This is a genomic window from Clostridium sp. CM037 (assembly GCF_055081095.1).
Genome location: NZ_CM143650.1, coordinates 3,442,825 through 3,468,941, shown reverse-complemented (window position 1 = coordinate 3,468,941; position 26,117 = coordinate 3,442,825). Strand labels below are relative to the sequence as shown.

The window sequence follows — 26,117 nt, the reverse complement described above, 5'->3', positions numbered from 1 at the left end:
CTCATCGGCCTTTTACTATTTATATTTTAGATGAACTACGTTTAAATATCTTTACAATTTCATTAAAAAGTAATGGCATTAAGGCTAAAATAGTAACGATACCCCAATCTGCTAAACTTAAAGCATGAACACTAAAAGCATTTGCTAGAGGTGGAATAGTTATTATCAAATCTTGTAGCAGTATACCTAAAACTATAGCTGCAATTAAATATTTGTTTGAAAATAAACCTATTTGGAATATGGATTTTTTATCATTTCTCATATTTAAAGAATGAACAAGCTGAGAAACACTAAGTACTACAAATGCCATAGTTCGTGCATGCTTTAAAGCATCTTGTGAAATGTTTTTAGGGAATAGTGGGAATAAATTAGTTGTGCCACTATAATATTTTGCACCTATTATAAAGGCTGCTAAAGTTACTAAACCGATTAACAATCCGTTAAGAAGTAAACTTAATGTTGAACCTTTAAATAAACCATCTTTTTGGTTGCGTGGTTTATACTTCATTACGTCGGGGTCGCCAGGATCTACACCTAAAGCTAAAGCTGGAAGCGTATCTGTAATTAAGTTAACCCACAATATATGGATAGGTCTAAGTGGCGATGCCCAACCTAAAAGTATTGCAAGAAATAGCGCTATAATTTCTCCAACATTACAGGAAATAAGAAATACTACAGTTTTCTTGATATTCGTGAAGATATTTCTTCCTTCCTTTATAGCGGAAACGATAGTTGAAAAGTTATCGTCTATTAATATCATATCAGCAGCACCTTTAGCTACATCGGTACCTGTTATACCCATGGCTACACCTATATCTGCCATTTTCAGCGATGGCGCGTCATTTACTCCATCACCAGTCATTGATACAATGTTTCCTTTAGATTTAAGAGCATTTATAATTTTTACTTTATGCTCTGGAGACACTCTTGCGAATACCCTTATATTATCAATTTTACTATTCAGTTCTTCATCTGAGAGTTTATCAAGATCAGAGCCAGACATAACTGCTAGGGGATCTTTAGTAATATTAAGGTCTTTCGCTATAGCAAAAGCTGTGTTTTGGTGATCGCCGGTTATCATTACAGTTTTTATTCCGGAATTCGTGCACACAGAAATAGAATCCTTAACTTCCAGTCTAGGTGGATCTATCATACCTACCAGACCAATAAGTATTAAATCACTTTCTAAAGAATCAATATCCACATGAGATGTTGGAAGAATTTTATAAGCTGCGCCTAGAACTCTTAAAGCATCATCAGACATTTTATTAGACACATCTAATATTTCTTTTTTTATGACCGGAGTAATTTCTATTATATTGCCTTTAATACAGGCTTTAGTACATAGTTTTAAGAGATTATCAATAGCCCCTTTTGTCATTACATAATATTCATTATCATATTTATTTACAGTAGTCATTAATTTTCTATCTGATTCAAAAGGAATCTCAGCAATTCTTTTATGGGTTTTTTCTAAATGGTCTTTAAATATATTGTAATTTACCCCAGCTACTAGTAAAGCAATTTCAGTGGGGTCACCTGTTTTTGAATCCTCAGAGTACGTAGCATCATTACATAAAATAAGATTTTCAAGTAAGAGCTTATGCTCATTGTCATTAATGTTTAAAGTGTCTATATTACCTAAGAGACCATCTGCATAGAATTTTGTTACAGTCATTTTATTTTGAGTTAGCGTTCCTGTCTTGTCTGAACATATAATATTTACTGAACCTAAAGTTTCAACTGCGGGTAATTTACGTACAATTGCATTCTTTTTTATCATTTTTTGAACGCCCATAGCAAGTACTATAGTGACTATTGCAGGAAGACCCTCAGGTATCGCAGCTACTGCTAAACTAATAGACGTAAGTAACATTTCAAAAAGATCTCTTTTTTGAAGAACGCCTACTATAAACATAAGAGCGCATATGAGTAGGGCGCCTATTCCTAGGTACTTTCCAAGTTCAGCCAGTTTTTTTTGTAAGGGGGTCTGGTCGTCTACTTTTTCATCTAGCATTTTAGCAATTTTACCTAGCTGAGTATTCATTCCAGTAGATACAGCAACGCCTATACCTCTACCATAAGTTGCAAGTGTTGACATGAAGAGCATATTCTTTTGATCGCCGAGTGGAATATCATCACCAGTTAAGACTAGGGATGCATCTTTATCTACTGGCACGGATTCTCCTGTAAGTGTAGATTCTTCAATTTTTAAATTTGCAGTTTCAATAAGCCGTAAATCGCAAGGCACATATCTTCCAGCGTCAATAATAATAATATCACCAGGTACAACTTCGTTAGATGGAATTTCTTTTAACTGCCCATCGCGTCTAACTACAGCCTTAGGCGTAGATAATTTTTTTAGTGCATCAAGAGCCTTTTCTGCTTTTGACTCTTGAATAATTCCGACTGTAGCATTAATAATAATTACAATAGCAATTATAATTGCATCACTTGTTTCACCAAGGAGGGCAGAAATTACAGCAGCTGCAATTAAAATATAAATTAAAATATCATTTAATTGGGAAAAAAACATAGATATTAAAGTTTTAGGCTTTTTAGTTTCTAACTCATTTAGTCCGAATTTTTCTCTTTTTAGGGCCGTTTCTTTTTGAGAAAGTCCTGTTAGTGGATTGGAGCCTAATTTTTTTAGAACTTCCTCTATAGTTTTGTTAAAATACATAAATACCACCTCGTGTATAGTATTTGTTGTTACCGTTTAATTTATTAAAAATAAAATACAATACCTAATATTCCTGAAATTATTATTACTAAAATTGGATGGAGTTTATTAGTTAATAATATTCCTAAAATTATAATTCCAATTATTATACTTTTAATATCTTTATATGATTCCCTTCCCATGGATAAGAATACAGAGATTATAAGGCCAATTAGTGCAGGCCTCATACCGGATAGTGCGGCCTTCATTATATAGGATTCCTTAAATTTTAAAATATAGTGATTAGCTATGGAAACTAAGATAAAAGAAAATGAAACTACACCTAGGGTTGCAGAAATAGCACCGAGTACTCCAGAAACTTTATAACCTACAAAAGTAGCTGAATTTATTGCTATAGGTCCCGGAGTCATTTGTGATATACCAATAATATCAACAAACTCTTTAAAGGTAATCCAATTATTAGTGGATACAATTTCTCTTTCGATAAGTGGAAGCATAGCATAGCCTCCACCAAAGCTAAAGGCACCTATTTTAAAGAACGATAGGTAAATTTTAATTAAAATAGACATTTACTTCACCTTCTTTCCAAGAAATATAATCCCGTATAAACCAGATAAAAGTATAACTATAACAGGGTGTACATTAAAAAATAATATACTTATCATAGAAATTAAAATTATAATAAAATTTACATAGCTTTTCTTTAAAGATTTGGATAAGCTTACCACAGCTATGAGTATAAGAACTGGTACTGCAGCGGAAATGCCTTTGAAAACTAAATCAACATAATAATAATCTCTAAATTGCATAAAGAAAACTGCAATGCATAATATTATGAAAAATGAAGGTAAAATCACACCTAGAAGCCCGATGATAGCGCCAAGTAGGCCGTTAATTCTATAACCAATAAATATACTACTATTAACTGCTAAAGCTCCAGGAAAAGTTTGGGAAACAACAATTATATCCATGAAATCTTCTTTTGAAAGCCATTGTTTTTTACTTACAACTTCAGTCTCAATGAGTGGTATCATTGCATAACCTCCACCGAAGGTAAAAGCTCCTATTTTAAAGAAAGTCCAAAACATATTGAGTAATCTTTTCGTTTTTCTCACCTCAAATAGTTAAATTTTTGATTATATCAATAGAAATGCCCTTAAAAGTATGAACCTATACTTTTAATCTATAATATTTACCATATAATTATACTATTATAAAAAAAAATTGGCAAATGTATAAACACTATTGATGAAATTTAGGGGTTAATTGTAGATATTTACAATTAAAAAAGTACACATATTTTGTAAAGGTTATTATACAAACTTCACAAAATATATGCACTTTTTTCAGAACTCTAAAGGAAAGAATTAAAACTAGCATCTGACGGCATTCTAAGATCTCCTCTTGGGGATACACTTATAGTTCCTACTTTTGGACCATCTGGCAGAGCTGAACGTTTAAATTGTTGAGTAAAGAATCTTTTTATAAATTTATCTAACCATTTGCGTATATCTTTTTCGCAGTAATCAGCTTTGAAGGCTTCCTTAGCTAAAAATAATATTTTACTTGGCGAAGTACCTTGCTTCATAAAATAATAAAGGAAAAAGTCGTGTAATTCATATGGTCCTACTATGTCTTCAGTTTTTTGAGTTATTTGACCGTTCTTATCTTTGGGTAGAAGTTCAGGACTTATAGGAGTGTTAAGGATATCTAAAAGAATGTCTGTTACTTCCTTTGAAGCTTCTTTATCTGCTACATATTTAACTAAATATCTCACCAAAGTCTTAGGGATTGAGCAGTTTACGGAATACATAGACATATGATCACCATTATATGTGCACCAACCTAAGGCGAGTTCTGATAAATCTCCAGTACCTATTAAGAGGCCACCTTCCTTATTTGCAACATCCATAAGAATTTGAGTTCTTTCTCTCGCTTGAACATTTTCATAAGTTATATCATGTTTTTCCACTGGATGATCTATGTCTTTAAAATGCATCAGACATGCATCTACTATATTAATTTCTCTGGGTTCTGTTCCTAAATTTTTACATAGGTTTATTGCATTCATATAAGTCCTATCTGTAGTTCCAAAACCAGGCATAGTTATAGTAATAATATTTTTTCTGGGTATTTTTAACAGGTCGAAGGTTTTAACTATAACGAGTAATGCTAAAGTTGAATCAAGCCCACCAGAAATCCCAATAATAGCCTTGTTAAGATCAGTATAAGAGAATCTTTTAGCAAGGGCTGAGGATTGAATATTAAATATTTCCTTGCAACGTATTTCACGTTTATATAAATTAGAAGGAACGAAAGGATGCTTATCAATATTTCTATCAAAAACGCCAAAATCTGAACTCACAAATTCAAAAGGAATTTCACATGCTTCAAAAGGGCATATAGAAATACTATTTCTAAAACTGGTATTTTTTAATCTTTCACTGTTTAATTTATCTATATCAATAATTGAAGTAACAACTTCATTTTCTCTTTGAAATCTATTATTTTCTTTTAATACTAAACCATTTTCGCTAATTAAAAGATGGCCACTGAAAAGTAAATCTGTAGAGGATTCAAAAACACCAGAGGATGCATATAAATAAGAACACATACATCTTGCGCTCTGGGATGAAACTAAGGATTTTCTATAATCAGCTTTGCTAACTAATTCATTTGATGCAGATAGATTAGCAATTATATTTGCACCTTGAAGAGCTAAATAGCTGCTTGGAGGAATAGTTACCCAAAGGTCTTCACAAATCTCAAAACCAAATTTAATATTGCCACTGGTAAATAATAAATTTGTCCCAAAAGGGATGCCTTTTGCAAAAGAAAGGTTTACAGTTTTGCTTATGAGGCCAAGACCTTCAGTAAACCATCTTTTTTCATAAAACTCAGAGTAATTTGGAATATAGCTTTTTGGTACTATTCCTAAAAGTTTACCGTTAAATATTATATAAGCACAATTATATAGAGAATTGTTATAGTATAAAGGAGACCCTACAGCAATTAGGATATCTTTATTTTTAGAAAACTCACATAGAGATCTAATTGCCTTTTCAGATTTTTCAATTAGCTGATGCTGTAAAAATAAATCCGCACATGTGTAAGCTGTTATGCAAAGTTCTGGGAAAACTATGAATTTTGATTTCTCATCATAAGCCTGATTAATGCAGTTTTTTATGTTGATTAAGTTAAATTCTATATCTGCTACATTTACAATTGGACAAGCAACAGAAACCTTTATAAAAGAAGTTTCCAAACTAATTCACGACCTTTCTTTAGTTTTTCAAATATAGTATATGTAAAGTTGACTTTAAATAATAAATATTTACTGAAATTATATCATATTAGCTAGAATAGTAGGGATGGTTAATGATTATTTTACCATTATTTTTTATTGCCTTTTTAATAGTTGTTAACTGTCCCTTGCTATTGTGACAATTTTAATTGTGAAGAGAATGAGAGCAGACATGAGAAAGAAGAAGTCCAAAACAATAAGAAGAATGTATAATGCACTAAAATTAAACTTTATTAGGTTTAATATATATAACATAAAATATATAATTATAGTGGTAACATAATAAAATTGTATTATAAAATGCACAGAAGATGTATAATTAAGATAGAAGCTAGTAATACGTAGGGGAGAAGAGTGTATAATATTAAGTGATATTCGTAAGGGGGTACAACATGAACTGGACGCCGATGATATTTTGGATAGTTGTAGCATTAGCAGCATTAGTTATTGATATTACAACTAGTAGTTTTATGTTTATATGGTTTGCTGTAGGTGCAATGGCGGCAATAATTGCTATTGGGCTAAGTGCATCAATAATTGTTCAAGTAATTGTTTTTGTAGCAGTTAGTGCAGTGGTTATGGCTGTGGGTTATCCTATAGTCAAGAAAACTATAAAAAAAACTGTGAAAAAAACTTTAACTATGGAGGAAGGGTATGTTGGAAAAGAATTTACAATAACAAAAGATATTGATGAGAAAGCAAATATTAAGTTTCAAGGGATTTATTGGACTGTAAAAAATGTTGGAGAACCTTTAAAAAAAGGTGAATTGGTTCAGGTTATTGGTATAGAAGGGAATAAATTACTAATAACTAAAGTATAAGCTATATTAAAATATAAGGGGGAATTTGTAATGGGAATAGGAACAGTTATAGGCTTGTTTATATTGTTCGTAATAGTTATTATGATTTTATCATCAATTAAGATTGTTAATACTGGATCTGTGTATTTAGTAGAAAGATTTGGTCAGTTTCATAGGATACTAGAACCGGGCTGGCATTTAACAATTGTATTTGCAGATTTTGTTAGAAGAAGGATTTCTACTAAGCAGCAAATATTAGACATACAACCACAGAATGTTATAACTAAGGATAATGTTAATATATCGATTGATAATGTTATATTTTATAAGGTTATTAACTCAAGGGATGCGGTCTACAATATTGAGGATTATAAATCAGGTATAGTTTACTCAACTATAACTAATATGAGAAATATCGTGGGAGATTTGACTTTAGATGAAGTATTATCAGGAAGAGATAGAATAAATTCTAAGCTTCTTGAAATAATCGATGAAATCACGGATGCTTATGGAATAAAAATATTATCTGTAGAAATTAAAAATATAATTCCACCGGCTGAAATTCAACAGGCTATGGAAAAACAAATGAGAGCAGAGAGAGATAAGAGAGCATTTATTCTTACAGCAGAAGGTGAAAAACAAAGTCTAATTGAAAAAGCTGAAGGACATAAGCAAGCTCAAATATTAAATGCTGAGGCAGAAAAACAAGCAAATATTAGACACGCAGAAGGAATGAAGGAATCTCAACTTCTTGAAGCAGAGGGTAAAGCTCGTGCTATAGAGACTATTGCAATTGCAGAAGCAGATGCAATAAGAAAAATAAATACAGCTATTATAGAGTCAGGTACAAATGAAACAGTAATAGCATTAAAACAGATAGAGGCTCTTAAAGAAATGGCAAAAAATCCAGCTAATAAACTTATACTTCCAAATGAAACATTGTCAAGTTTAGGCAGTATAGCAGCCATAGCTGATATGTTAAAAATGAATAAGAACTGTGAAAATAAATCAATATAAAAGAAAGCCTGAGCGATCAGGCTTTCTTTTTATTTTTAGAATGAGATTTATTGTTTTTTTTCTGAACTGAATAACCAAATTTTCCTAAAGCGTTAGAATTAACACTAAAATACTCGCCATGAGAATAGGTAATAAGATCTGCCTTTTCAAAATGAATTTTTCCAGAAGCATCTATTAAGCTATTATCTACATGAGTATTCACAATTTCAGCTAAAAATAAATCATGGGTACCTAAAGGTGTAATGCTTTTAACTTTGCACTCTAAAGCTATTGAGCATTCAGAAATTAGAGGTGCTATGACATCCTTGCCATTTTCAATAGAGAAGTTCATTTCGTCAATTTTATCTATTTGCTTACCAGAGCGTACCCCGCAATAATCAACTTCACGAACCATGCTAGAATTAGGTAAATTTACTACAAAGTCACCACTTTCTTTTATGTATTCATAAGAAAGCCTGTCGGGTCTTATGGCTACAGTTATCATTGGTGGTTTAGTACAAGCCATTCCTATCCATCCTACTGTAAAAACATTTGTTTTTCCCTCTTTATTTTTTGAGGTGATTAATACTACGGGAACAGGGTTTAACATTGCACTGCCTTTAAATATAGTTTTTGTCATATATTTTCACTCCTATATCTTTATATTGTATAACATTACCCATTATACAATACCTTAAAAGATTTATACAGATGAGAGTAAATTGATTTAAAGAAGTCTGTAAAAAAGTTTACTAATAATAATTTTTTGATAATATGGTATAATAAGTGTATATAAATATAGGTATGGTGATAATTATGACGATGGCAGGAAAAATAATATATAGTTTTGGAAAATTAGTTGGAAATACCGCGGGATATAGTGTTAAACTAACGGGTAATGTTATATCATCTATAGCGGAAATCTCAGGAAATGAAAAATTAGCCGTAAACACTAAGGAGTATGCTACGATAGCTTCTAAAGGGATTGATAAAGCTGTGAAAATAACAGCAGCAGTAACCGCTGTTGTAATAGATAAAACTATTGATGTAGCTTTAAATACTGCACAATATATTGCAGAAAACGCTGTGGAAACAAAAGTGCGGGTTTATGGGCAATCAGAGAAATTCTACGATAAAGATAAATATATAGAGGTTGACTATGAGGTCCTGGAGAAATAAATGGTAATATGTTAAAAAAGATACTTTAATGCAATATTAATTAATTATTTAAATAATATTACTTTGCAAATATATAGTTTAGTGATATAATTTATATGAGAGTAAATGTGAAATATGAAATATTGCTAAAAAAAAATGAGAGCTACACTAATCAATCTGTTAAATAATGGATTAATTAGTGTGGCTTTTTGTGTTTAACGACATTTCAGAAGGAAAGCCTTCCGCTTATATAAGGGGGAGTTCAATACTATAACAAAGAGAAAACTTCAGTGGGAGTATAAATCTCCTTCTGAAGTCGCTAATATTGTAGCGACCCAGGAGATGATTTAATGACATTTCAAAATATAAATAGGGGATGAAGTTATGATAGTAGAAAATTTTAAGTTTAAAGATAAGGGTGACTTAGAGATATTTGTGTACAAATGGCTACCTGATGTGAACGTACAAATTAAGGGGGTAGTTCAGATAGCTCATGGAATGGCAGAGACAGCAGCTAGGTACGAAAATTTTGCAAGTGCGCTAACAAATGATGGGTTCATTGTTTATGCTAATGACCATAGAGGGCATGGAAAAACTGCAGGCGAAGTCCGAAAACTAGGAGAATTAGGTGATGATGGATTTAATTCGATGGTTGAAAATATGCATGAACTAAATGAGAAGATTAAAGAAGAAAATCCTAATTTACCTATATTTTTATTTGGGCATAGTATGGGATCTTTCTTAACACAAAGATATATTTGTTTATATGGAAGTGGATTAAAGGGGGCAATTATTTCAGGATCCTGCGGCAAACAGGGAATTATTATAGATATAGCAAGACTAATAGCAAAAAGAGAGATTAAGAAAAATGGAAAAATTGCAAAAAGCAAGAAACTAGATAGGTTATCTTTTGGAAGGTATAACAATTCTTTTAAACCAAATAGAACAGCATTCGATTGGTTAAGTAGGGATAACAAACAAGTAGATAAATATATAGACGATCCATTCTGTGGGACGGTTTTTACAACGGGATTTTTCTATGATTTTTTAGGTGGACTAAAGGGTATAGCTGACGACAAGGAAATTAAAAATATTCCTAAAGATTTACCCATTTATATTTTCTCGGGAGATAAAGATCCCGTAGGAAAAAATGGAAAGGGTGTTCTAAAACTGGTTAAGACTTATAAACGACATGGGATCAAGGATTTAACTTATAAACTTTATAAGAATGGAAGACATGAGATGCTTAATGAAACCAACAAGGAAGAAGTAATTGTGGATGTAATAAGATGGATTAAGGAACATTGAGTTTATTATAAAATAGTAAAAGCAACAGTAGACATGGGTATTGTCTACTGTTGCTTTTAATTTTAAGAAATATCTATTAAAAATTTAATTTAACTTAATAACTTCTATAGAGTGAACTTGTGAATATTATATGTTTACAACTTGCAAACGTCAATATATTAATTAAGATTTATTTAATATGGCACTAAGAATATAAAGGGAGTTGCCTACGTCATGATAACTTTGCTTTAGTTCGACCTTATAGCCTAGTTCAATTGCCGAATTATATAAATGACTAAGCCCTATGCCCATATCTATACGGTTGGTGTCTTTAAGCATCTTTTTAGTTAAAATATTTCTGTTATCTAGATATAAGTCAAATTTATTATTGTTAATTGATAATTTCCAAGGTTGAGAGTTAATTGCAGAGGGGGCATCAATAAGTGATTGTATTATAGTTTCATATTGATTTTCATAAGCACCAGTAACTAGTTTGATTTTATCAAATCTCTTTCTATTTACAACTGGTTTTAATTGAGAAGTTGGGTACCCAAAAGCAACTAAAATTATATAACTTTGTTTGTCTTTTACTTTGAATATTGTTTTAAATAACTCCTGTTTAATCGCACTTCATAACCAACAAGTTCCAATACCAAGCTCTGTTAACTTAAGAACTATTTCCTCACCAATGAAGCCTATATTCTCTAAATGACTTTCCTTAATTTCGGAAGTAAAGGCTAAATAATGTGGAGCTTTAACTTTTGTATATTTGGAAATAAGACCTTTAAATGTATCCGTAATTTTTTCACCATCTTCAATTAGTAATACTTCCATAGGTATATTGTCAAACAAAGGTTTAGCATCATTTATAATAGTTTTAATCTCTTGCAAATGTTCCCCGGATATTTTTTTATCTTTATAATTTCTTATGGATTTTCTTAAATTTATAGCTTGTATCATAATAAATTCCTCTACTTTATCTAAATTTTCGACTGCTATTTAATATTACAGCATCGAATATGATGAACGGCTGCACAGGTGACAATTAAACTCTAGACAATGCTTTTTTGCTGCCGATTACAAGTACTAAGACAAAGACAGAAGTCAGGGCTATAGTTCCCCCAGGGGCACAGTTTATGTAGTAAGATATAAGAAGTCCTAAAATTATGTCAATAAATCCGAACATTATTGAGTAAAGTAGGGTATGCTTAAAACCTTTATTGAGCTGCAGTGATGTTGCTACAGGTAACGCTATCATAGAGGACATAACAAGTATTCCAAGTATTCTTAGCGATGCTGAAATAGTAGCGCCTACGAGTAGCGCAAAAACATAGTTAATCACCTTAACTTTTACACCAGAAACCTTAGCACCCTCTTCATCGAAGGTAATATATAATAATTGATTATATAAAGAAAGTAGAGTTACTATAGAAATAATACTAAGTACAAGCATTATGTATAAATCATTTTTTGTAACAGTCAGAATGCTTCCAAATAAATAAGAATTAACATTGGCACCTGCTTTGCCTGTACTTACTAAAGTTATACCAACACCTACACTAAATGTAAGTAAAATTGCCAAAATCAATTCTGCGTATTTTTTATAATAATCTCTTAAAAATTCAATAGATAAACCGCATAGAGCTGTAAAAACAAAAGCACAAATTATGGGGTTATATCCAAGAACTAAGCCAATAGCCACCCCAGCGAAGGAGGCGTGCGACATAGTATCTCCCATCATGGAATACCTTTTTAATACAAGAAAAACCCCTACAATTGGGAACAAAATAGAAATTAAAACTGATGCAATTAAAGCATTTTGCATAAAACCATATTCAAACATAAAGTAATGTTACCCCCTTTCTTCATTTAATTTGTTTTTATAATTATGTATATTATAAAGTATTCCGCTACCATTACCCATTTCAAAAATATCAGTTGAATTATCTAATGCAGCTTTTAAATTATGTTCTACAGAAACAACTGTAATACCTAGGTTTTTATTTAAGCCTTTAATAATTCTATATATATCTTCCATACTTTGAATGTCTACACCAGTAGAAGGCTCATCTAAAATTAATAGATCAGGGTCACCAATTAAACTTCTAGCAATAAAGATTTTTTGTTGCTGACCTCCAGAAAGATTTCCAATAAGCGTATGAGTATGACTTTCCATACCTACAGCTTGTAGACTTTTTAAAATTAAACTTTTATCTTTAAGCTTTAATACTTTCCTGTGGCAATTTAGCATCTCATAAACTGTTATAGGAAACTGCGCATTAAAATTTTCAACTTTTTGCGCTACATATGCGATTTTAGAAGTAAATATAATAATTTGACCACTATTAGGTTTTAATAAGTTCAATATTAATTTAACTAAAGTACTCTTGGCACTACCATTTTCACCTAGTATTGAGACGTAGCTACCTTTTTCAATTTTAAGATTAACCTTATCTAATATATATGGCTTTGAATTTGTATATGTAAAACATAAATTTTTTATGTTAATCATGTAAATCCTCCTCACTAATTCTTTCAGTTAACAACTATTAATTATTACAAAATTAACTATGCAAAAGGCAATAATAATATGTGCACAAAAATAGTAGCAAGAAATAGTATACACCCAAATGCGAATAACTTGCAATAATCTCTTAGTGTTATTGATAAATAAATATATTAATATTTTTCATAAAATTTATATAATTGGTAAAACTGTATATGGCGATACTTAATTTAAAAGTATATATAATATTGTTTAAGTATCTACCAATAAGAGATACATGTTTATATGTATTAAGAAAGGTAGTGTTATTTTGAATAAAAAAGAAATCTCAGCTCATGTTATTAGTAGAGTAGCGAAAGACAATCAAGGAGAAATTACAGCTTACGAACTTGAAAATGGAGAAATAGTTTCAAAAGAACAAGCAGTGCTGCTTGCAAAACAAGGAAATATAAGTGGAGTATCTGTCTCAACTTCAAAAAAAGGTGAAGAATTTTTAAAAAGTCTACCTGATCAAGATAAATCCAATAATTTAGACAATTTACCAGTTATAGATGATAATGATATCTATTAAAAACATTAAAAAACAGGGATAACGAATGTCCCTGTTTTTTAATGTTTTTAATGAGGGACAGTTAACAACTAATTCACATTAGTTGTTGACTGTAATTTATATCCAAAAAGTTTTTCCTTTGAAAAAGGGGGAAGGTGTGTTTAAATGTGTTAATATTATGTAATAACTATATAAGCAGGAGGGTAAACAAATGGAATTGCTAAACAACACATTACAGTGTATTAAACCACTAAATAAAGAGGCTATGAAAAAAGCGTGGGATAGACTTGATAGTTTATCAAAACCTATAGGAAGTCTTGGTGAAATAGAAAATATTATAGCTAAGATGGCAGGGATTACTGGAGAGATACATAATAAAATTAATAAAAAGAATGTAGTTATAATGTGCAGCGATAATGGAGTGGTGGAAGAAGATGTGTCTAACTGTCCTAAAAACGTAACAGCTATAGTTACTAATAATTTCACTAAAAAAATCACGGGTGTATATGTTTTATCAAAATTTGTTGGAAGTGAGATTACAGTTGTAGATATAGGCGTTGATGCAGACTTTAACAATCCTAAAATTGTAAATAGAAAAATTGCATATGGTACCATGAACATGATGAAGGGGCCGGCAATGACTAGGGAGCAAACAATCAAAGCTATAGAGGTTGGAATCGATACAGTTGATGATTTAGCGCGTAAGGGGTATGATTTGTTTGGTACCGGGGAAATGGGGGTAGGAAATACTGCCACAAGTGCAGCAATTTTGAGCGTTCTTTCAGGACTTGAAGTAGAGGTGTCAGTAGGTAAAGGTTCAGGAATTACGCAGGAGCAATTTATTAATAAAAAGAGGGTAATTAAGAAAGCTATTGAAGTAAATAAACCAGATAAAAATGATGTTATCGATGTACTTTCAAAAGTTGGAGGATTTGATATTGCGGGACTATGTGGGTGCTTCCTGTCAGCTGCGAAGAATAGGGTGCCTATTGTTATTGATGGATTTATAGCCTCAGCAGCTGCATTATGTGCTTATAGACTAAACCCATTAGTGAAGGAATATATATTTGCATCTCACTTATCTGCGGAACCGGGGGCAGCTTTTATAATGAAGGAAATAGGATTAAAACCTATGCTAAATTTGAACATGAGACTGGGGGAAGGGTCAGGTTGTCCACTCGCTTTTAATATAATTGAGGCGGCGATTTTCACTATGGATAATATGGGGACATTTGAAGAGGCAACGCTTGATAGTAAAAAGTATATAGATATAAGGGAGAATACCGTAGGGTAAAATTTAGGTGTGAGAATTTATGAATATTTATTTGTTAAGACATGGCCAGACTGAAGAAAATAGAAAAGGGTCTTATTATGGTAATTTGGATATAAGTCTAAATGAAATTGGCATAGCTCAAGGCAATAAGGCTAAAGATTTCTTTGATGGCATAAAATTAGATAGAGTATACGTTAGTGATAAAAAAAGAACTTTAGAGATGGCAAAGTTAGTTTTAGGACAACAGGAAATTGCAGTTATACAAGATAATAGAATAAATGAAACTGATTTTGGAGATTTTGAAGGGAAAACATACGAGGAAATTAAAGTTTCATATCCCCAACAGTGTATTTGTTGGCAAAATAATTGGAAAGAATTTGTACCTCCGAATGGAGAAAGTTATATTAAACTATGTGAAAGAGTTAAGAACTTTTTGGAGCATATTAAAAAGCTAGAATGCGATAATATTTTAATATGCGCTCATTCGGGAGTCATAAGAGCTATATATTGTTATATTATGAATGAAAATATAGATTTGTTTTGGAAATTTGGTTGTAAAAATGGGGATATAAGCATTATAAAATATGAATATGGTAATTTATATATTGATGCTATTATTCATAATGAATAGTTAGAAAATTGATTTGAGGTATATTTAGTTCTTGCCGATTAACTTTAAAATTAAAATAAACATTACTATTTAGGAAAGAGGTGAGCTTTGCAAGGACAAGTTTTTGCGAGCAAATAAAATGAGAGAATATTTAAATGATTTATTACTATTTTTCCAATTCTTCACACGGATACCTATAAATAGAAGTTTAGACTGTGACAAGGAAAACTTTAGGCGGGGATCTGTATTTTTTCCGGTGGTAGGATTATTTATAGGAATTGTCCAGTGGATAACTTATTATATATTAATAAAAGTGCTGCCAGTAGATATTACAGCAATATTTGTGGTTATTATACCGATAGTTATTACTGGAGGATTACATGTGGATGGACTTGGAGATACTTGTGATGGTTTCTTTTCGTTTAAAGGAGACAAACATAAAATAATAGAAATTATGAAGGACAGCACAGTAGGTACTTATGCAACTATTGCTATAGTATTTGATATGTTAGCACGATATGCAGCGGTCTGCACTATCATAGGAAAGAATTTACCACTCATATTAATTGCAACGCCAATAATTGCAAGATTTACCGTTGTCTTTATATCTTTTATTGGTAAGAATGCTAAAGAAACAGGCTCGGGTAATATATTTATTGGAAATATTGACATCAAAAGGGTGGTAATTTCGGGTATTATAACGATTGTATTTGGAACTTTATTAATAGGATTTAACAAAAGTGTTATATTGATACTATCAGCGTTACTTTTAAGTTTCTTATTTAATAAGTTTTGCGAGAGTAAAATTACGGGGCTTACGGGAGATAGCTTAGGAGCTAATAATGAATTAGTTGAAATTCTAACTATGATTTTATTTATAGCAATAAGTTAAGGTAAGGTAATGGGGACGGTTAACAATTATTTATATTATAAAAAGGTGCAAGTTGTTTATGCAAACTTGTACCTTTTTATCGTTGGATTAATTTATTGAAAGCTTGTTTTAATTATTTTTATATTATACATAAGTAAAATGCATATTTTTGATACTTGTCCATGTTTATTAAATAAATATATCCATCTGTTATTCTAATTTTTTTTATTTAATATAACAGATTTAATAAATAGGTAGGTTAAAATAAATAATTAGAATGAATTTTAATGATTGTCATTAAGTTATTAATCATAATATTGAAGATTATATTAATAAATTATTACTAAGCATAACGTTTAATAAAATCCATGATAATATTCTCATATTTTTCTTCTGTTCCAATTAATTCGATGCCAATAGTGCTTAATTTTGATACTCTAGACTGTGTAATGTTTCCAAGAGTGCTGGATATATCGCTAGATTTAAAATTACAGAGGCTCCTCATTAGAATAACGGTTAAGGCTTTTGCCCGTACAAGCTTTCTGCTGTACTTCATATAAAGATGAGTCTTTGATACATTCATCTTTGACGCTATAAATTCTATTATATCTTCTGGCTTAAAGTTCCTTACAAGTATTTTTCGTTCACATTTATACTCTGATTTTTCATCTTTAAATTCTATTTCGTGTTTTAATTTTTCTCCATTACAGAGAAAGACAAGATTATAGTAATTCTTTCTTGCACTTTTTAGGCTATTACCAAAAGAGCTCATAATAAATCCATAATCAACTAATTTAAAAGAATCATGTCTTTTTCCTAAAAATATGGCTAGACTAGAAAAAGCATATTTTTCAGGACAATTTTTATATTCATCTATATCCGTAGGATTATTGTGTATATATAGAGATAAAGTCTTCAAATATCGTTCATTATTAACTATTTTACTCTTAAATCTATCCTTAAAAAGATGTCCTTCCCTTTTATATTTTTTATTAAAGTACATTGCATAAGAAAAATTTATTCCATGCATTACCTTTGATATATCAGTACCATTAGCATCAATCATTAAATGAGAATGGTTATCCATAAGACAGTAACCGTAGATTTTAAAATTATAGAGATATTTATACTTTTTTACAAGTGATAAATACTTGTTCTTATCCTCATCATCCTTGAATAAATTTATTTCGCTGATACTTTTGCACATAATATGAAATATCGAGTCATCTGTTTTTTCTCTTGCCTTTCTTGGCATTAAAATCACCCTTCCTCATAGATTTTTATTTGAATTATTGCCTATGAATCGGGATGATATTCATAATCTTAAGCTAATATATATATAAATAATTTAAATAGTTGTTAATCGTCCCTAATTATTCTAATTATTTTTCTGAATTATTTTTTTGCCTATTAAACTAAGGAGACACTCTAAATATTGACAGTACGGCTTAAATATAATAAACTAGAATTAATAGAGAATTGAATATGATTTTAGGTGCCTTGAAATAGGTGAAAAGGGAATGCGGTTTAAATCCGCAGCAGCCCCCGCTACTGTAATTGATGAAAAACTTTTAAATGCTACTTCGTAAATTAAAAATGAGGAAGGATAATTAAAGGAAGAATCAAGAGCCAGGAGACCTGCCTAAATGATGTTAACAAGCTTTCGGAGGGAAAGAACTATTTAATTATGGATTAATTAAAAAGTAGTCGCTATCGTATGCGTACTATTTTTTTTGTTTTAAAAAGCATTATATGTAAATGTTATGATAGATTTCGGAAAATATTTAGCAAGGTGGATGATCGAAATGAAGAAGGCAATTTTAATTGTAAGTTTTGGAACAACACATGAAGATGCAAGAAAAGTAACTATCGATGCAATAGAAGATAAAATAAGACATACTTTTGAAGATTATGATATAAGAAGAGCATTTACTTCACATATTATTCTTAGGGTACTTAAGAATAGGGATAATATTCATGTAGATACTCCAGAAGAAGCTTTGGAAAAGTTAAAAAGCGAAGGATATAATGAGGTAATTGTTCAGCCTTTGCATGTTATTCCTGGAGTAGAATTTGATTATATAAATAATGTAGTTAATAGATACAAAGAATGTAAAGCATTTAAAAATATCTTAATAGGAAGACCTCTTTTATGTTTTAAGGGAGAAGAAGCAGGCGTGCCAGATGATTACTCAATAATGGTGGATGCTCTATCAAAGCAATTGCAACCAATGGATACAGTAATTTTGATGGGGCATGGTACAAACCATATTGCAAATGCAGTATATTGCTGTTTTGAAAGCGTTTTAAGGGATAGAGGTTTTAACAATGTACATGTAGCAACCGTGGAAGGGTATCCAACTTTGGAAAGAGTAATACCTAATGTTACTACTCAGAGTATTAGCGAAGTCACTTTAATGCCACTACTGCTCGTAGCAGGAGATCATGCCAAGAATGACATGGCGGGAGATGCAGAGGACTCCTGGAAGAGTATTTTAGAGGCAAAAGGGTTTAAAGTTAAAATATATCTGCATGGGTTAGGAGAAAATAGTGACGTTCAAGACATTTATATACAGCACATTAATGATGTAATTAATGAAAAGTTTAAGAATGTAGGGAAAACACATAAGGGAAATTAAAATTCTTCGTAAGTTATAAGTAACTAAAGTACGGTAGATGAGAGTTACAAGTAGAAAGGAAGGTATTCGATGATACATGGTGGAGATGTTTATACTAATGGATTACTTGAGGGGCGAGAATTAATAGATTACAGTTCTAATATTAATCCATTAGGGGTTCCTAAAAGTTTCACTGATAACATTAGTGAAGCCGTAGATGCTTTAACAAGATATCCAGATATTCAATATAGGGAGGTATTGAAAGAATTAAAAGAATACATTGATTGCCCAAAAGAATATTTTGTTTTAGGAAATGGGGCTGCAGAAATAATTGACTTAGTTATAGCTTGTCATAAAAATCTACTAATTGTGGTGCCATCTTTTGTAGAGTACGAAATTGATGCTAAAAAGTGGAATTGTAGTATAGAGTATTCTTATTTAAAAGAGAAGATTAATGAGAATACCTTATTAAAGCATGAATATGCTGAACTTTTCTATGATTATGAGGATATTCTTAATAGATTACAGAGTGTAGAAGGTGTGGTTTTAGGTAATCCAAATAACCCCAATGGCAATATCATAAATAAGGCTGAGTTTCAAAAAATTCTTGAATATTGTGAATGTAACGACAAAGTCATAATAATAGATGAGGCTTTTATAGAATTTACTGGAGATTCACAGCACAGTTTCAGTGAAAAAGTTAAAACATACAAATGTTTATTTATAATAAGAGCATTAACCAAATTTTTTGCGATGCCTGGTATAAGGTTTGGGTATGGAATAAGTAGTAACGTAGACCTATTAAAAAAAGTCAAAGAAAAACAAAACCCCTGGAACATAAACTGTTTTGCAGAAATGGCTGCACGTCATGTGTTAAAAGATAACGTTTATATTGAAAAAAGCAAAGAGTGGATAAGAGCGGAAAGGCCTAGGTTTATAAGATCACTTGAAAATATTTCATTTATAGATAAAGTGTATTTAACCTATGGAAATTATGTATTATGCAAATTAAAAGGACTGGACTCAGAGACACTTTATAAACTATGCCTAGCTCAAGGATTTGTTATAAGAAAAGCAGATAATTTTAGAGGACTAGATAAACAATATGTAAGGCTTGCTATTAAGGATAATGATAGGAATGGAAAATTGATTCAGTGTTTGAAAAACTTAGAATTGATAGTGAAAACATTGGGGACAGGTAACAACTAATTGCACATTAGAGGATAGTCCGCAAAAGGATGTGAATATAAATGAAGAGTATAGTCATAGCTTCAAATTCAAGTGGTGGTGGTAAGACCACAGTAACACTCGGAATTATGAAAGCGTTTAAAAATAAGGGATTTGAGATACAAGGGTATAAGGTAGGACCTGATTATATAGACTCAGCTTTTCATACAAAGATAACAGGTAAAGGTTCAAGAAATTTGGATTTATATCTTATGGGAGAGGCGGGAGTTAGGGCTAGCTTTTCTAGAGGATGCGGAGAATTGGGTATAGTTGAAGGCGTAATGGGTTTATATGATGGGAAAGGCATAAATACACCCTATTCTACGTATCACGTGTCAAAGGTTTTAGACTTGCCTATCATACTTGTATTGTCTCCAAAGGCTCAGGTAGCAACCCTCTGTGCAGAAATTAATGGAATATTAAATTTTAAAGAGGCGAATATAAAGGGCATAATACTAAATAATATAACAGAAAATTATTATAAGTTACTTAAGGCAGCAATTAAAGAAAACTGTAACTTGAAAGTGTTAGGCTATCTTCCAAAAGATGAACGATTAAGCTTAAAAAGTAGGCACTTAGGGCTAATTCAAAGCAGTGAAACAGAGGATTTAGATGAGAAGATTGAAATCTGTGCCAAGTTATTAGAAAAGCATTTGGATATGGATTTATTGTTAGAACAATTTAAAGAAAGTGAAAGGCATATAGATGATTTTCATGTGGAGAATAAGGGGAAAAGGATAGCTGTAGCCTATGACAAGGCCTTTAGTTTTTATTATAAAGAAAATTTAGAGCTTCTAGAGGAAATGGGACAAGTTATATATTTTAGTCCAATTAAAGATAAGAAGCTACCCAGTAATATTGATTTTCTTTACATAGGTGGAGGGTACCCTGAGGTTTTTATAAAGGAGCTATCTGAAAATACATCAATGCTTGGCAGTATAAAAAAAGCTCTTGATAATGGGCTACACTGTTACGCCGAATGTGGAGGATTAATGTATCTTACTGAGGGAGAAAAACTGCAAGGCGAAGAAAAAATATCACATAATACCGTTGGCTTTTTTAAGGGGTATTACACCTTAACAAAAAAGCTTCAGAACTTTGGGTATGCAGAAATAAAGGTAGGGGTAGAAAATAATATTTTACCGCAAAATATGAGTATAAACTGTCATGAGTTTCATAAATCTATTGTTAATTTATCTGAAGAAAAGGTATTTAAGCTTTCTAAAGAGGGTTATGATGGGTATGAGAAAAATTGGCAATGCGGATATGTTAAAAAAAATACTATGGCAGCTTATGGACATGTGCATTTTTGGGGAAACTTACAATGGTTTAAGGAGATTTTCAAATAGATTAATTAGTTGCTAACCGTCCCTACCTATGAACACTTATTTAAATTAAAAGAAAAGGAGATTAAAATATGGATTATATAAAGATTCCTATGGATATAGAAAAAAAAAGCTTCGAAATTATTGGAGAAGAAATGGGAGAACATAAATTTTCTGACAAAGAGCTTTCAATTATTAAAAGAGTAATACATACTACAGCAGATTTCGATTATAAAAACATAGTTTATATTAGGGATGGAGCTATTGATGAGGCTGTAGAGTTACTTAAAAATGGAGCTACCATTTATACTGATACAAAAATGGCACTGGCAGGTATAAACAAAAAAGCTCTTAAAGATTTAAATTGTAAGGCTTTATGCTATGTAAGTGATGAAAAAGTGGCAGAGATAGCAAAAGCGCGTCACATAACGCGGTCTATGGCAGCAGTTGAAAAAGCGGTAGATGATGGAGTAGAATTTTTCATATTTGGTAATGCACCTACAGCTTTGTTTAGATTAAAGGAACTAATCGAGGAAGGAAAGTGTAATGCTAAATTTATATTGGCAGCACCTATAGGTTTTGTTGGAGCAGCAGAATCTAAGAAAGAAATTGAAAAATTAGATCTGCCAATGATAACAGTGCGAGGAAGAAAAGGTGGAAGCACAGTAGCTGCATCCATTTTAAATGCACTGATGTACATGATAGTAGATAGGAGTTAGTAATCCGCTAGAGTTTCATAGTTATTAGGCATTTTGAAATAAATGTTAGGTATCTTTAAATGAATAAGAAACTTAACAGGGGGTACGTAATAATGCTGAATTTATATGTTAATAGTAATGGAAAAAAGCTTAGATGTGGATATACCACTGGTTCTTGTGCTGCTGGGGCAGCAAAAGCTGCCACACAAATTTTATTTTATGATACCGAAATAGACGAGATAAGGATAGATACTCCAAAGGGTATAGAATTATTGCTACCAATATCTAAGGTAGCAAAGGGAGAAAATTTTGCTGAGTGTTGTATTATAAAAGATGCGGGGGATGACCCTGATGCAACTAATGGTATAGAAATTTGGGCAAGGGCTGAAAAAGCAGAATCAGTATATACATTAAAAGGTGGAAAAGGTGTAGGGATAGTTAGAGGAGAAGGATTATATGTACCCAAAGGGGAATGGGCAATAAACCCAGTACCTAGAAAAATGATAGAAAAAGAAGTAAAAGAGGTGCTTCCTAAGAACTCTGGGATTACAATAACTATATTTGTACCTAAGGGAGAAGAAATAGCCAAGAAAACATTTAATCCTAGACTTGGCATTGAAGGTGGTATATCAATACTCGGAACAACAGGAATTGTGACACCAATGTCAGAAGAAGCTCTCACACAATCTATACATATAGAAATATGTCAAAAGGTAGCTGCGGGGCATAAAAATCTTACCTTAGTTTTTGGTAACATGGGTGAGGATGTGGCTGCACAGGTAGGCCTTAAAGTTGACAATATAGTAATGATTTCAAATTTCATAGGATTTGCACTAAACAGCTGTATGGAAAAGGAAGTAGAAAGTGTAATTTTAGTAGGACATATAGGAAAGGTAAGTAAAATTGCAGCGGGATGTTTTCAAACTCACAGTAGAGTATGTGATGTGAGGCTTGAAGTAATAGCTTTAGAACTGGCGTTGGCTGGAGCACCTACGCAGCTTATTACACAGGTATATAAGGAAAAAACTACTGAAGGAGCAATAAAGCTAGTAGGTGAAAATTATAAGGATATATATGAAAACATTGCAAATAAGGTAAAGCGAAGATTATTCCAGTATACTTATGAAACAATTCCGGCAGAGGTTATTATGTTTTCTATGGATAAGGGAATTCTCTGTGACACAAGAAAGAATAGTTATAATGGTTAAAATGCTTAGGGACAGTTAACAACTAATAGATGAATAAATAATGAAAGGTAGCAGAGTATATGGTTTATATAGTGGGTATTGGGCCTGGAAGCCCTAAATATATTATTCCTTTGGCAGTAGAGACTATAGAAAAGGTTGATGTAATCATAGGATTTGAAAGAGCTGCAATGAGTATACCAAAGATTAATGTCGAAAAGATAGTAGTGAAAACATTAAAGGATATTATGAATTTTATAACAGAAAACATAGAGAAGGATATCGCAATAATAGCATCAGGTGATCCATGCTTTTATGGTATCACAAATTATATAAAGAGTAATTTTAAAAGCAAAATAGAAATAGTACCTGGTATAAGTTCTTTTCAATACTTAATGTGTAAGCTCCAAAAGCCGTGGCAAAACGCTTATTTAGGTAGTATGCATGGAAGACGAGAAGAATTCATAAAAATAGTGCGGGAACACGAGATATCTGTGTGGCTTACGGATAAAAGTAATTCGCCACAAGCTTTATGTAGAAAGCTCTATGAAAATAATATTAAAGCCACAGCATATGTTGGGGAAGAATTATCATACGAGGATGAAAGAATAATAAAAGGTACAGTGGAAGAAATTAAGGAAAAAACTTTTAATGACCTTAGTGTGGTTGTTATAGAAAATTTAAATTAAGTAAGACACATAAAAATAAACAATAATATTGATTTGTTTGTGCTTACTTAGATATGGGGGATTAAACATGGCAAAATTATATGGTGTAGGGGTAGGACCAGGAGATAAGGAATTACTTACAATAAAAGCAATAAAAACTATTGGAAAATGCGATGTAATAGTAGTGCCTAGTGCTATGAATGGAGGCAAAAGTATAGCACATGAAATAGCAGAAGAGTATATTAATAAGGACTCTGAGGTGCTAGTTAAGCATTTTCCTATGGGGGGAGAAGAGCAGGAATCTAAAATATATGAAGCATTTAAAGCTGTTGAAGAAAAGCTAAAAGCTGGGGAAGATGTGGCTTTCTTAACTATAGGCGACCCGTTTGTATATAGTACATATATATATCTTTTAAATTATATAAAGGAAAGCGGATATGAAGTTGAAACAATTCCAGGTATAACATCATTTTGTGCTTGTGCGAGTATTGCAAATGAGTATTTAGTAATTGGTAATGAGCCTCTTTTAATACTTCCAGCATCTAGGCTTGATACTATAAAGGATGAAAAATTCTTAGTAATTATGAAGGTTTATAAAGTAGAAGAGGAAGTAATAAATCATCTAGAAGCAAAGGGATATAGCTATGTATATGTTAAAAAAGCAGGTAGGGAAGGACAAGAAGTTCTAAGAAGCCGTTTGGATATATTAAAAAATAAAGAGTACATGAGTTTAATAATTGCTAAGAAGGAATAGGGTAGGGACAGGTAACAACTAATTAAGCGGGGACGGTTAACAACTATATCAATAATAATTAATAAGGGATAGGTGGATTTTATGGTTTATTTTATAGGTGCAGGGCCAGGAGATGTGGATTTAATAACAGTTAAGGGAAGAAATATATTATCTAGTGCAGATGTAGTTATATATGCGGGATCGCTTGTGAGTGCTGAGCATATGACTTTCTGTAAGGAAGATGCAGTAATTCATAATTCCGCTTCAATGACACTCGAAGAAGTTATTGAGGTTATGAGAAAGGCACATATTGAAAATAAAAATGTAGTAAGACTACATACTGGAGACCCAGCTATATACGGAGCTATAAAAGAACAAATGGATGAGTTAGATAAACTAAATATAGATTATTCAATAGTACCAGGAGTAAGCTCCTTTTCAGCGGCAGCTTCTGTTATAAAAAAAGAATTCACACTTCCAAGTGTAACTCAAACTTTAATTTTAACAAGAGTAGAGGGTAGAACCCCAGTACCTGAAACAGAAGATTTAGAAAAACTTGCATCAGTTGGAGCATCTATGGCTATTTTTTTATCTATAAGTATGATAGACAAGGTAGTTGCAAAGCTTAAAGCAGGTTACGGAAGGAATGTTCCAATAGCTGTGATTGAAAGAGCTACTTGGCCAGATGAAAGAGCTATTATTGGGACTTTAGATGATATAGCAGAAAAGGTAAAAATAGCTAAAATAACAAAATGTGCTCAAATTCTTGTAGGCGATTTTATAGATTGTGAATATGAAAAGAGCCTTTTGTATGACAAGACCTTTACACATATGTTTAGAGAAGGAAAAAAATAGATAGCGAAGGGGATGTAGAATTGGGTAAATTATATGTAATAGGAATAGGACCAGGTGGACTTTCTCATATGACAATAAGAGCAATGGAAGCCATTAAAGAGAGTGATATAGTTGTAGGCTATAACAAATATATAGATATGATAAAACCATTATTACAAGGCAAGGAAGTATTCTCTACAGGCATGATGGGAGAAGAAGAGAGATGCAAAAAGGCATTAGAGCTTTGCCGTGGTAAGATAGTTAGTGTAATAAGTACTGGTGATGCTGGAATTTACGGAATGGCGGGATTAATTCTTCAGCTTCGAATAGATGAGGAGGTTGAGGTTATTCCGGGAGTTACAGCATCGTCAGCTGCAGCTTCAGTGCTAGGAGCACCTTTAATGCATGACAATTGTAACATAAGCTTAAGCGATTTAATGACTCCATACGAATTAATTACAAAAAGAGTAAAGTTAGCCGCAGAAGGCGATTTCATAATTTCATTATATAATCCTAAAAGTAAGGGTAGACCTCATTATTTAAAAGAAAGTATAGATTTAATAAAAAAATATAGAGAAGGAACCGTACCAATAGCCGTAGTTAAAAATGCGCTTAGGGATGGACAAGAAGTAAGTATATCTACATTAGATACCTTTGATGAAAACATAGTTGATATGCGTTCAATTGTTATAATTGGTAACAGTCAAAGCTATGTAAAAGATGGTAAGTTTATAACACCAAGAGGTTATAAGGTTTAAAAAAATTGAGAGACAGTTAACAACTTTTTAGCTA

At 31.6% G+C, this 26,117-nt stretch carries 25 protein-coding genes, 1 pseudogene and 1 riboswitch; of the genes and pseudogenes, 17 read left to right on the top strand and 9 right to left on the bottom strand.

Translation table 11 applies throughout. The features are described from left to right. Nucleotides 1-19 precede the first annotated feature (19 nt). From ACWJKP_RS16645 to ACWJKP_RS16630, 4 genes are all read right to left on the bottom strand, one after another. On the bottom strand, nucleotides 20-2,683 hold the full coding sequence (locus ACWJKP_RS16645) for a cation-translocating P-type ATPase (RefSeq protein WP_165411522.1): 2,664 nt from the start codon (nucleotides 2,681-2,683) through the stop codon (nucleotides 20-22). 44 nt (nucleotides 2,684-2,727) lie between these two features. Then, nucleotides 2,728-3,252 carry a chromate transporter gene (locus ACWJKP_RS16640; RefSeq protein WP_165411523.1) on the bottom strand — a complete coding sequence of 175 codons (525 nt, stop codon included), beginning with the start codon at nucleotides 3,250-3,252 and terminating at the stop codon, nucleotides 2,728-2,730. Next, nucleotides 3,253-3,771: a chromate transporter gene (locus tag ACWJKP_RS16635; RefSeq protein ID WP_165411524.1), complete on the bottom strand. Its 519-nt coding sequence runs from the start codon at nucleotides 3,769-3,771 to the stop codon at nucleotides 3,253-3,255. It lies immediately after the preceding gene. A 266-nt stretch (nucleotides 3,772-4,037) separates the two neighbouring features. Continuing rightward, nucleotides 4,038-5,948 carry an NAD(+) synthase gene (locus ACWJKP_RS16630; RefSeq protein ID WP_165411525.1) on the bottom strand — a complete coding sequence of 637 codons (1,911 nt, stop codon included), beginning with the start codon at nucleotides 5,946-5,948 and terminating at the stop codon, nucleotides 4,038-4,040. 431 nt (nucleotides 5,949-6,379) lie between these two features. On the opposite strand from ACWJKP_RS16630, the gene ACWJKP_RS16625 reads away from it, so the two are divergent. Next, nucleotides 6,380-6,808, top strand: coding sequence for an NfeD family protein (locus ACWJKP_RS16625; RefSeq protein ID WP_165411526.1), 429 nt, complete (start codon nucleotides 6,380-6,382; stop codon nucleotides 6,806-6,808). 30 nt (nucleotides 6,809-6,838) lie between these two features. Beyond that, entirely contained in the window at nucleotides 6,839-7,804 is a 966-nt protein-coding gene (locus ACWJKP_RS16620; RefSeq protein ID WP_165411527.1) for an SPFH domain-containing protein, read from the top strand. Between the two features lie 16 nt (nucleotides 7,805-7,820). On the opposite strand, the gene ACWJKP_RS16615 is transcribed toward ACWJKP_RS16620, so the two are convergent. Beyond that, on the bottom strand, nucleotides 7,821-8,423 hold the full coding sequence (locus ACWJKP_RS16615; RefSeq protein ID WP_165411528.1) for a flavin reductase family protein: 603 nt from the start codon (nucleotides 8,421-8,423) through the stop codon (nucleotides 7,821-7,823). Nucleotides 8,424-8,605: 182 nt separating this feature from the next. On the opposite strand from ACWJKP_RS16615, the gene ACWJKP_RS16610 reads away from it, so the two are divergent. Beyond that, entirely contained in the window at nucleotides 8,606-8,962 is a 357-nt protein-coding gene (locus ACWJKP_RS16610) for a hypothetical protein (protein WP_165411529.1), read from the top strand. Nucleotides 8,963-9,325: 363 nt separating this feature from the next. After that, complete coding sequence (locus ACWJKP_RS16605) at nucleotides 9,326-10,249, top strand: alpha/beta hydrolase (RefSeq protein ID WP_165411530.1); 924 nt, start codon at nucleotides 9,326-9,328, stop codon at nucleotides 10,247-10,249. A gap of 162 nt (nucleotides 10,250-10,411) precedes the next feature. On the opposite strand, the pseudogene ACWJKP_RS16600 reads toward ACWJKP_RS16605, so the two are convergent. The 3 genes and pseudogenes from ACWJKP_RS16600 to ACWJKP_RS16590 form a co-directional block, all read right to left on the bottom strand. Further along, nucleotides 10,412-11,188: pseudogene (locus ACWJKP_RS16600) on the bottom strand (nitroreductase family protein). Nucleotides 11,189-11,273: 85 nt separating this feature from the next. Next, entirely contained in the window at nucleotides 11,274-12,071 is a 798-nt protein-coding gene (locus ACWJKP_RS16595) for a metal ABC transporter permease (RefSeq protein WP_165411532.1), read from the bottom strand. Between the two features lie 9 nt (nucleotides 12,072-12,080). Then, nucleotides 12,081-12,740: a metal ABC transporter ATP-binding protein gene (locus ACWJKP_RS16590; RefSeq protein ID WP_165411533.1), complete on the bottom strand. Its 660-nt coding sequence runs from the start codon at nucleotides 12,738-12,740 to the stop codon at nucleotides 12,081-12,083. A 304-nt stretch (nucleotides 12,741-13,044) separates the two neighbouring features. On the opposite strand from ACWJKP_RS16590, the gene ACWJKP_RS16585 reads away from it, so the two are divergent. The 4 genes from ACWJKP_RS16585 to cobS all read left to right on the top strand — a co-directional run bounded on the left by ACWJKP_RS16585 (nucleotide 13,045) and on the right by cobS (nucleotide 16,059). Continuing rightward, nucleotides 13,045-13,305: a DUF3892 domain-containing protein gene (locus ACWJKP_RS16585; RefSeq protein WP_224578786.1), complete on the top strand. Its 261-nt coding sequence runs from the start codon at nucleotides 13,045-13,047 to the stop codon at nucleotides 13,303-13,305. Between the two features lie 190 nt (nucleotides 13,306-13,495). Further along, nucleotides 13,496-14,578 carry a nicotinate-nucleotide--dimethylbenzimidazole phosphoribosyltransferase gene (gene cobT / locus ACWJKP_RS16580; RefSeq protein WP_165411535.1) on the top strand — a complete coding sequence of 361 codons (1,083 nt, stop codon included), beginning with the start codon at nucleotides 13,496-13,498 and terminating at the stop codon, nucleotides 14,576-14,578. 19 nt (nucleotides 14,579-14,597) lie between these two features. Next, nucleotides 14,598-15,188, top strand: coding sequence for an alpha-ribazole phosphatase (gene cobC, locus ACWJKP_RS16575; protein WP_165411536.1), 591 nt, complete (start codon nucleotides 14,598-14,600; stop codon nucleotides 15,186-15,188). Nucleotides 15,189-15,306: 118 nt separating this feature from the next. Next, on the top strand, nucleotides 15,307-16,059 hold the full coding sequence (gene cobS, locus ACWJKP_RS16570) for an adenosylcobinamide-GDP ribazoletransferase (RefSeq protein WP_165411537.1): 753 nt from the start codon (nucleotides 15,307-15,309) through the stop codon (nucleotides 16,057-16,059). Nucleotides 16,060-16,381: 322 nt separating this feature from the next. On the opposite strand, the gene ACWJKP_RS16565 is transcribed toward cobS, so the two are convergent. Continuing rightward, nucleotides 16,382-17,293, bottom strand: coding sequence for a transposase (locus tag ACWJKP_RS16565; RefSeq protein WP_165411538.1), 912 nt, complete (start codon nucleotides 17,291-17,293; stop codon nucleotides 16,382-16,384). A 220-nt stretch (nucleotides 17,294-17,513) separates the two neighbouring features. Further along, nucleotides 17,514-17,698: riboswitch (cobalamin riboswitch) on the top strand. 145 nt (nucleotides 17,699-17,843) lie between these two features. On the opposite strand from ACWJKP_RS16565, the gene ACWJKP_RS16560 reads away from it, so the two are divergent. The 9 genes from ACWJKP_RS16560 to cobJ all read left to right on the top strand — a co-directional run bounded on the left by ACWJKP_RS16560 (nucleotide 17,844) and on the right by cobJ (nucleotide 26,083). Then, a complete protein-coding gene (locus tag ACWJKP_RS16560; RefSeq protein ID WP_165411539.1) occupies nucleotides 17,844-18,677 on the top strand; it encodes a sirohydrochlorin cobaltochelatase in 834 nt (277 codons plus the stop codon). Between the two features lie 69 nt (nucleotides 18,678-18,746). After that, nucleotides 18,747-19,865 carry a pyridoxal phosphate-dependent aminotransferase gene (locus ACWJKP_RS16555; RefSeq protein ID WP_165411540.1) on the top strand — a complete coding sequence of 373 codons (1,119 nt, stop codon included), beginning with the start codon at nucleotides 18,747-18,749 and terminating at the stop codon, nucleotides 19,863-19,865. 41 nt (nucleotides 19,866-19,906) lie between these two features. Beyond that, nucleotides 19,907-21,232: a cobyrinate a,c-diamide synthase gene (locus ACWJKP_RS16550; RefSeq protein ID WP_165411541.1), complete on the top strand. Its 1,326-nt coding sequence runs from the start codon at nucleotides 19,907-19,909 to the stop codon at nucleotides 21,230-21,232. 68 nt (nucleotides 21,233-21,300) lie between these two features. After that, nucleotides 21,301-21,927 carry a precorrin-8X methylmutase gene (locus ACWJKP_RS16545; protein ID WP_165411542.1) on the top strand — a complete coding sequence of 209 codons (627 nt, stop codon included), beginning with the start codon at nucleotides 21,301-21,303 and terminating at the stop codon, nucleotides 21,925-21,927. 92 nt (nucleotides 21,928-22,019) lie between these two features. Continuing rightward, nucleotides 22,020-23,114, top strand: a complete 1,095-nt coding sequence (gene cbiD / locus ACWJKP_RS16540; protein ID WP_165411543.1) for a cobalt-precorrin-5B (C(1))-methyltransferase CbiD — start codon at nucleotides 22,020-22,022, stop codon at nucleotides 23,112-23,114. A gap of 59 nt (nucleotides 23,115-23,173) precedes the next feature. Then, nucleotides 23,174-23,779 (top strand): precorrin-6y C5,15-methyltransferase (decarboxylating) subunit CbiE, encoded by a 606-nt coding sequence (cbiE, locus tag ACWJKP_RS16535; RefSeq protein ID WP_165411544.1) that lies wholly within the window; start codon nucleotides 23,174-23,176, stop codon nucleotides 23,777-23,779. A 67-nt stretch (nucleotides 23,780-23,846) separates the two neighbouring features. Continuing rightward, the gene (locus tag ACWJKP_RS16530; RefSeq protein WP_165411545.1) at nucleotides 23,847-24,512 is read left to right on the top strand and encodes a cobalt-factor II C(20)-methyltransferase; all 666 of its coding nucleotides are present in this window, start codon (nucleotides 23,847-23,849) and stop codon (nucleotides 24,510-24,512) included. 81 nt (nucleotides 24,513-24,593) lie between these two features. Further along, the gene (gene cobM, locus ACWJKP_RS16525) at nucleotides 24,594-25,346 is read left to right on the top strand and encodes a precorrin-4 C(11)-methyltransferase (protein ID WP_165411546.1); all 753 of its coding nucleotides are present in this window, start codon (nucleotides 24,594-24,596) and stop codon (nucleotides 25,344-25,346) included. A 20-nt stretch (nucleotides 25,347-25,366) separates the two neighbouring features. Then, entirely contained in the window at nucleotides 25,367-26,083 is a 717-nt protein-coding gene (gene cobJ / locus ACWJKP_RS16520) for a precorrin-3B C(17)-methyltransferase (protein WP_165411547.1), read from the top strand. Nucleotides 26,084-26,117 lie beyond the last annotated feature (34 nt).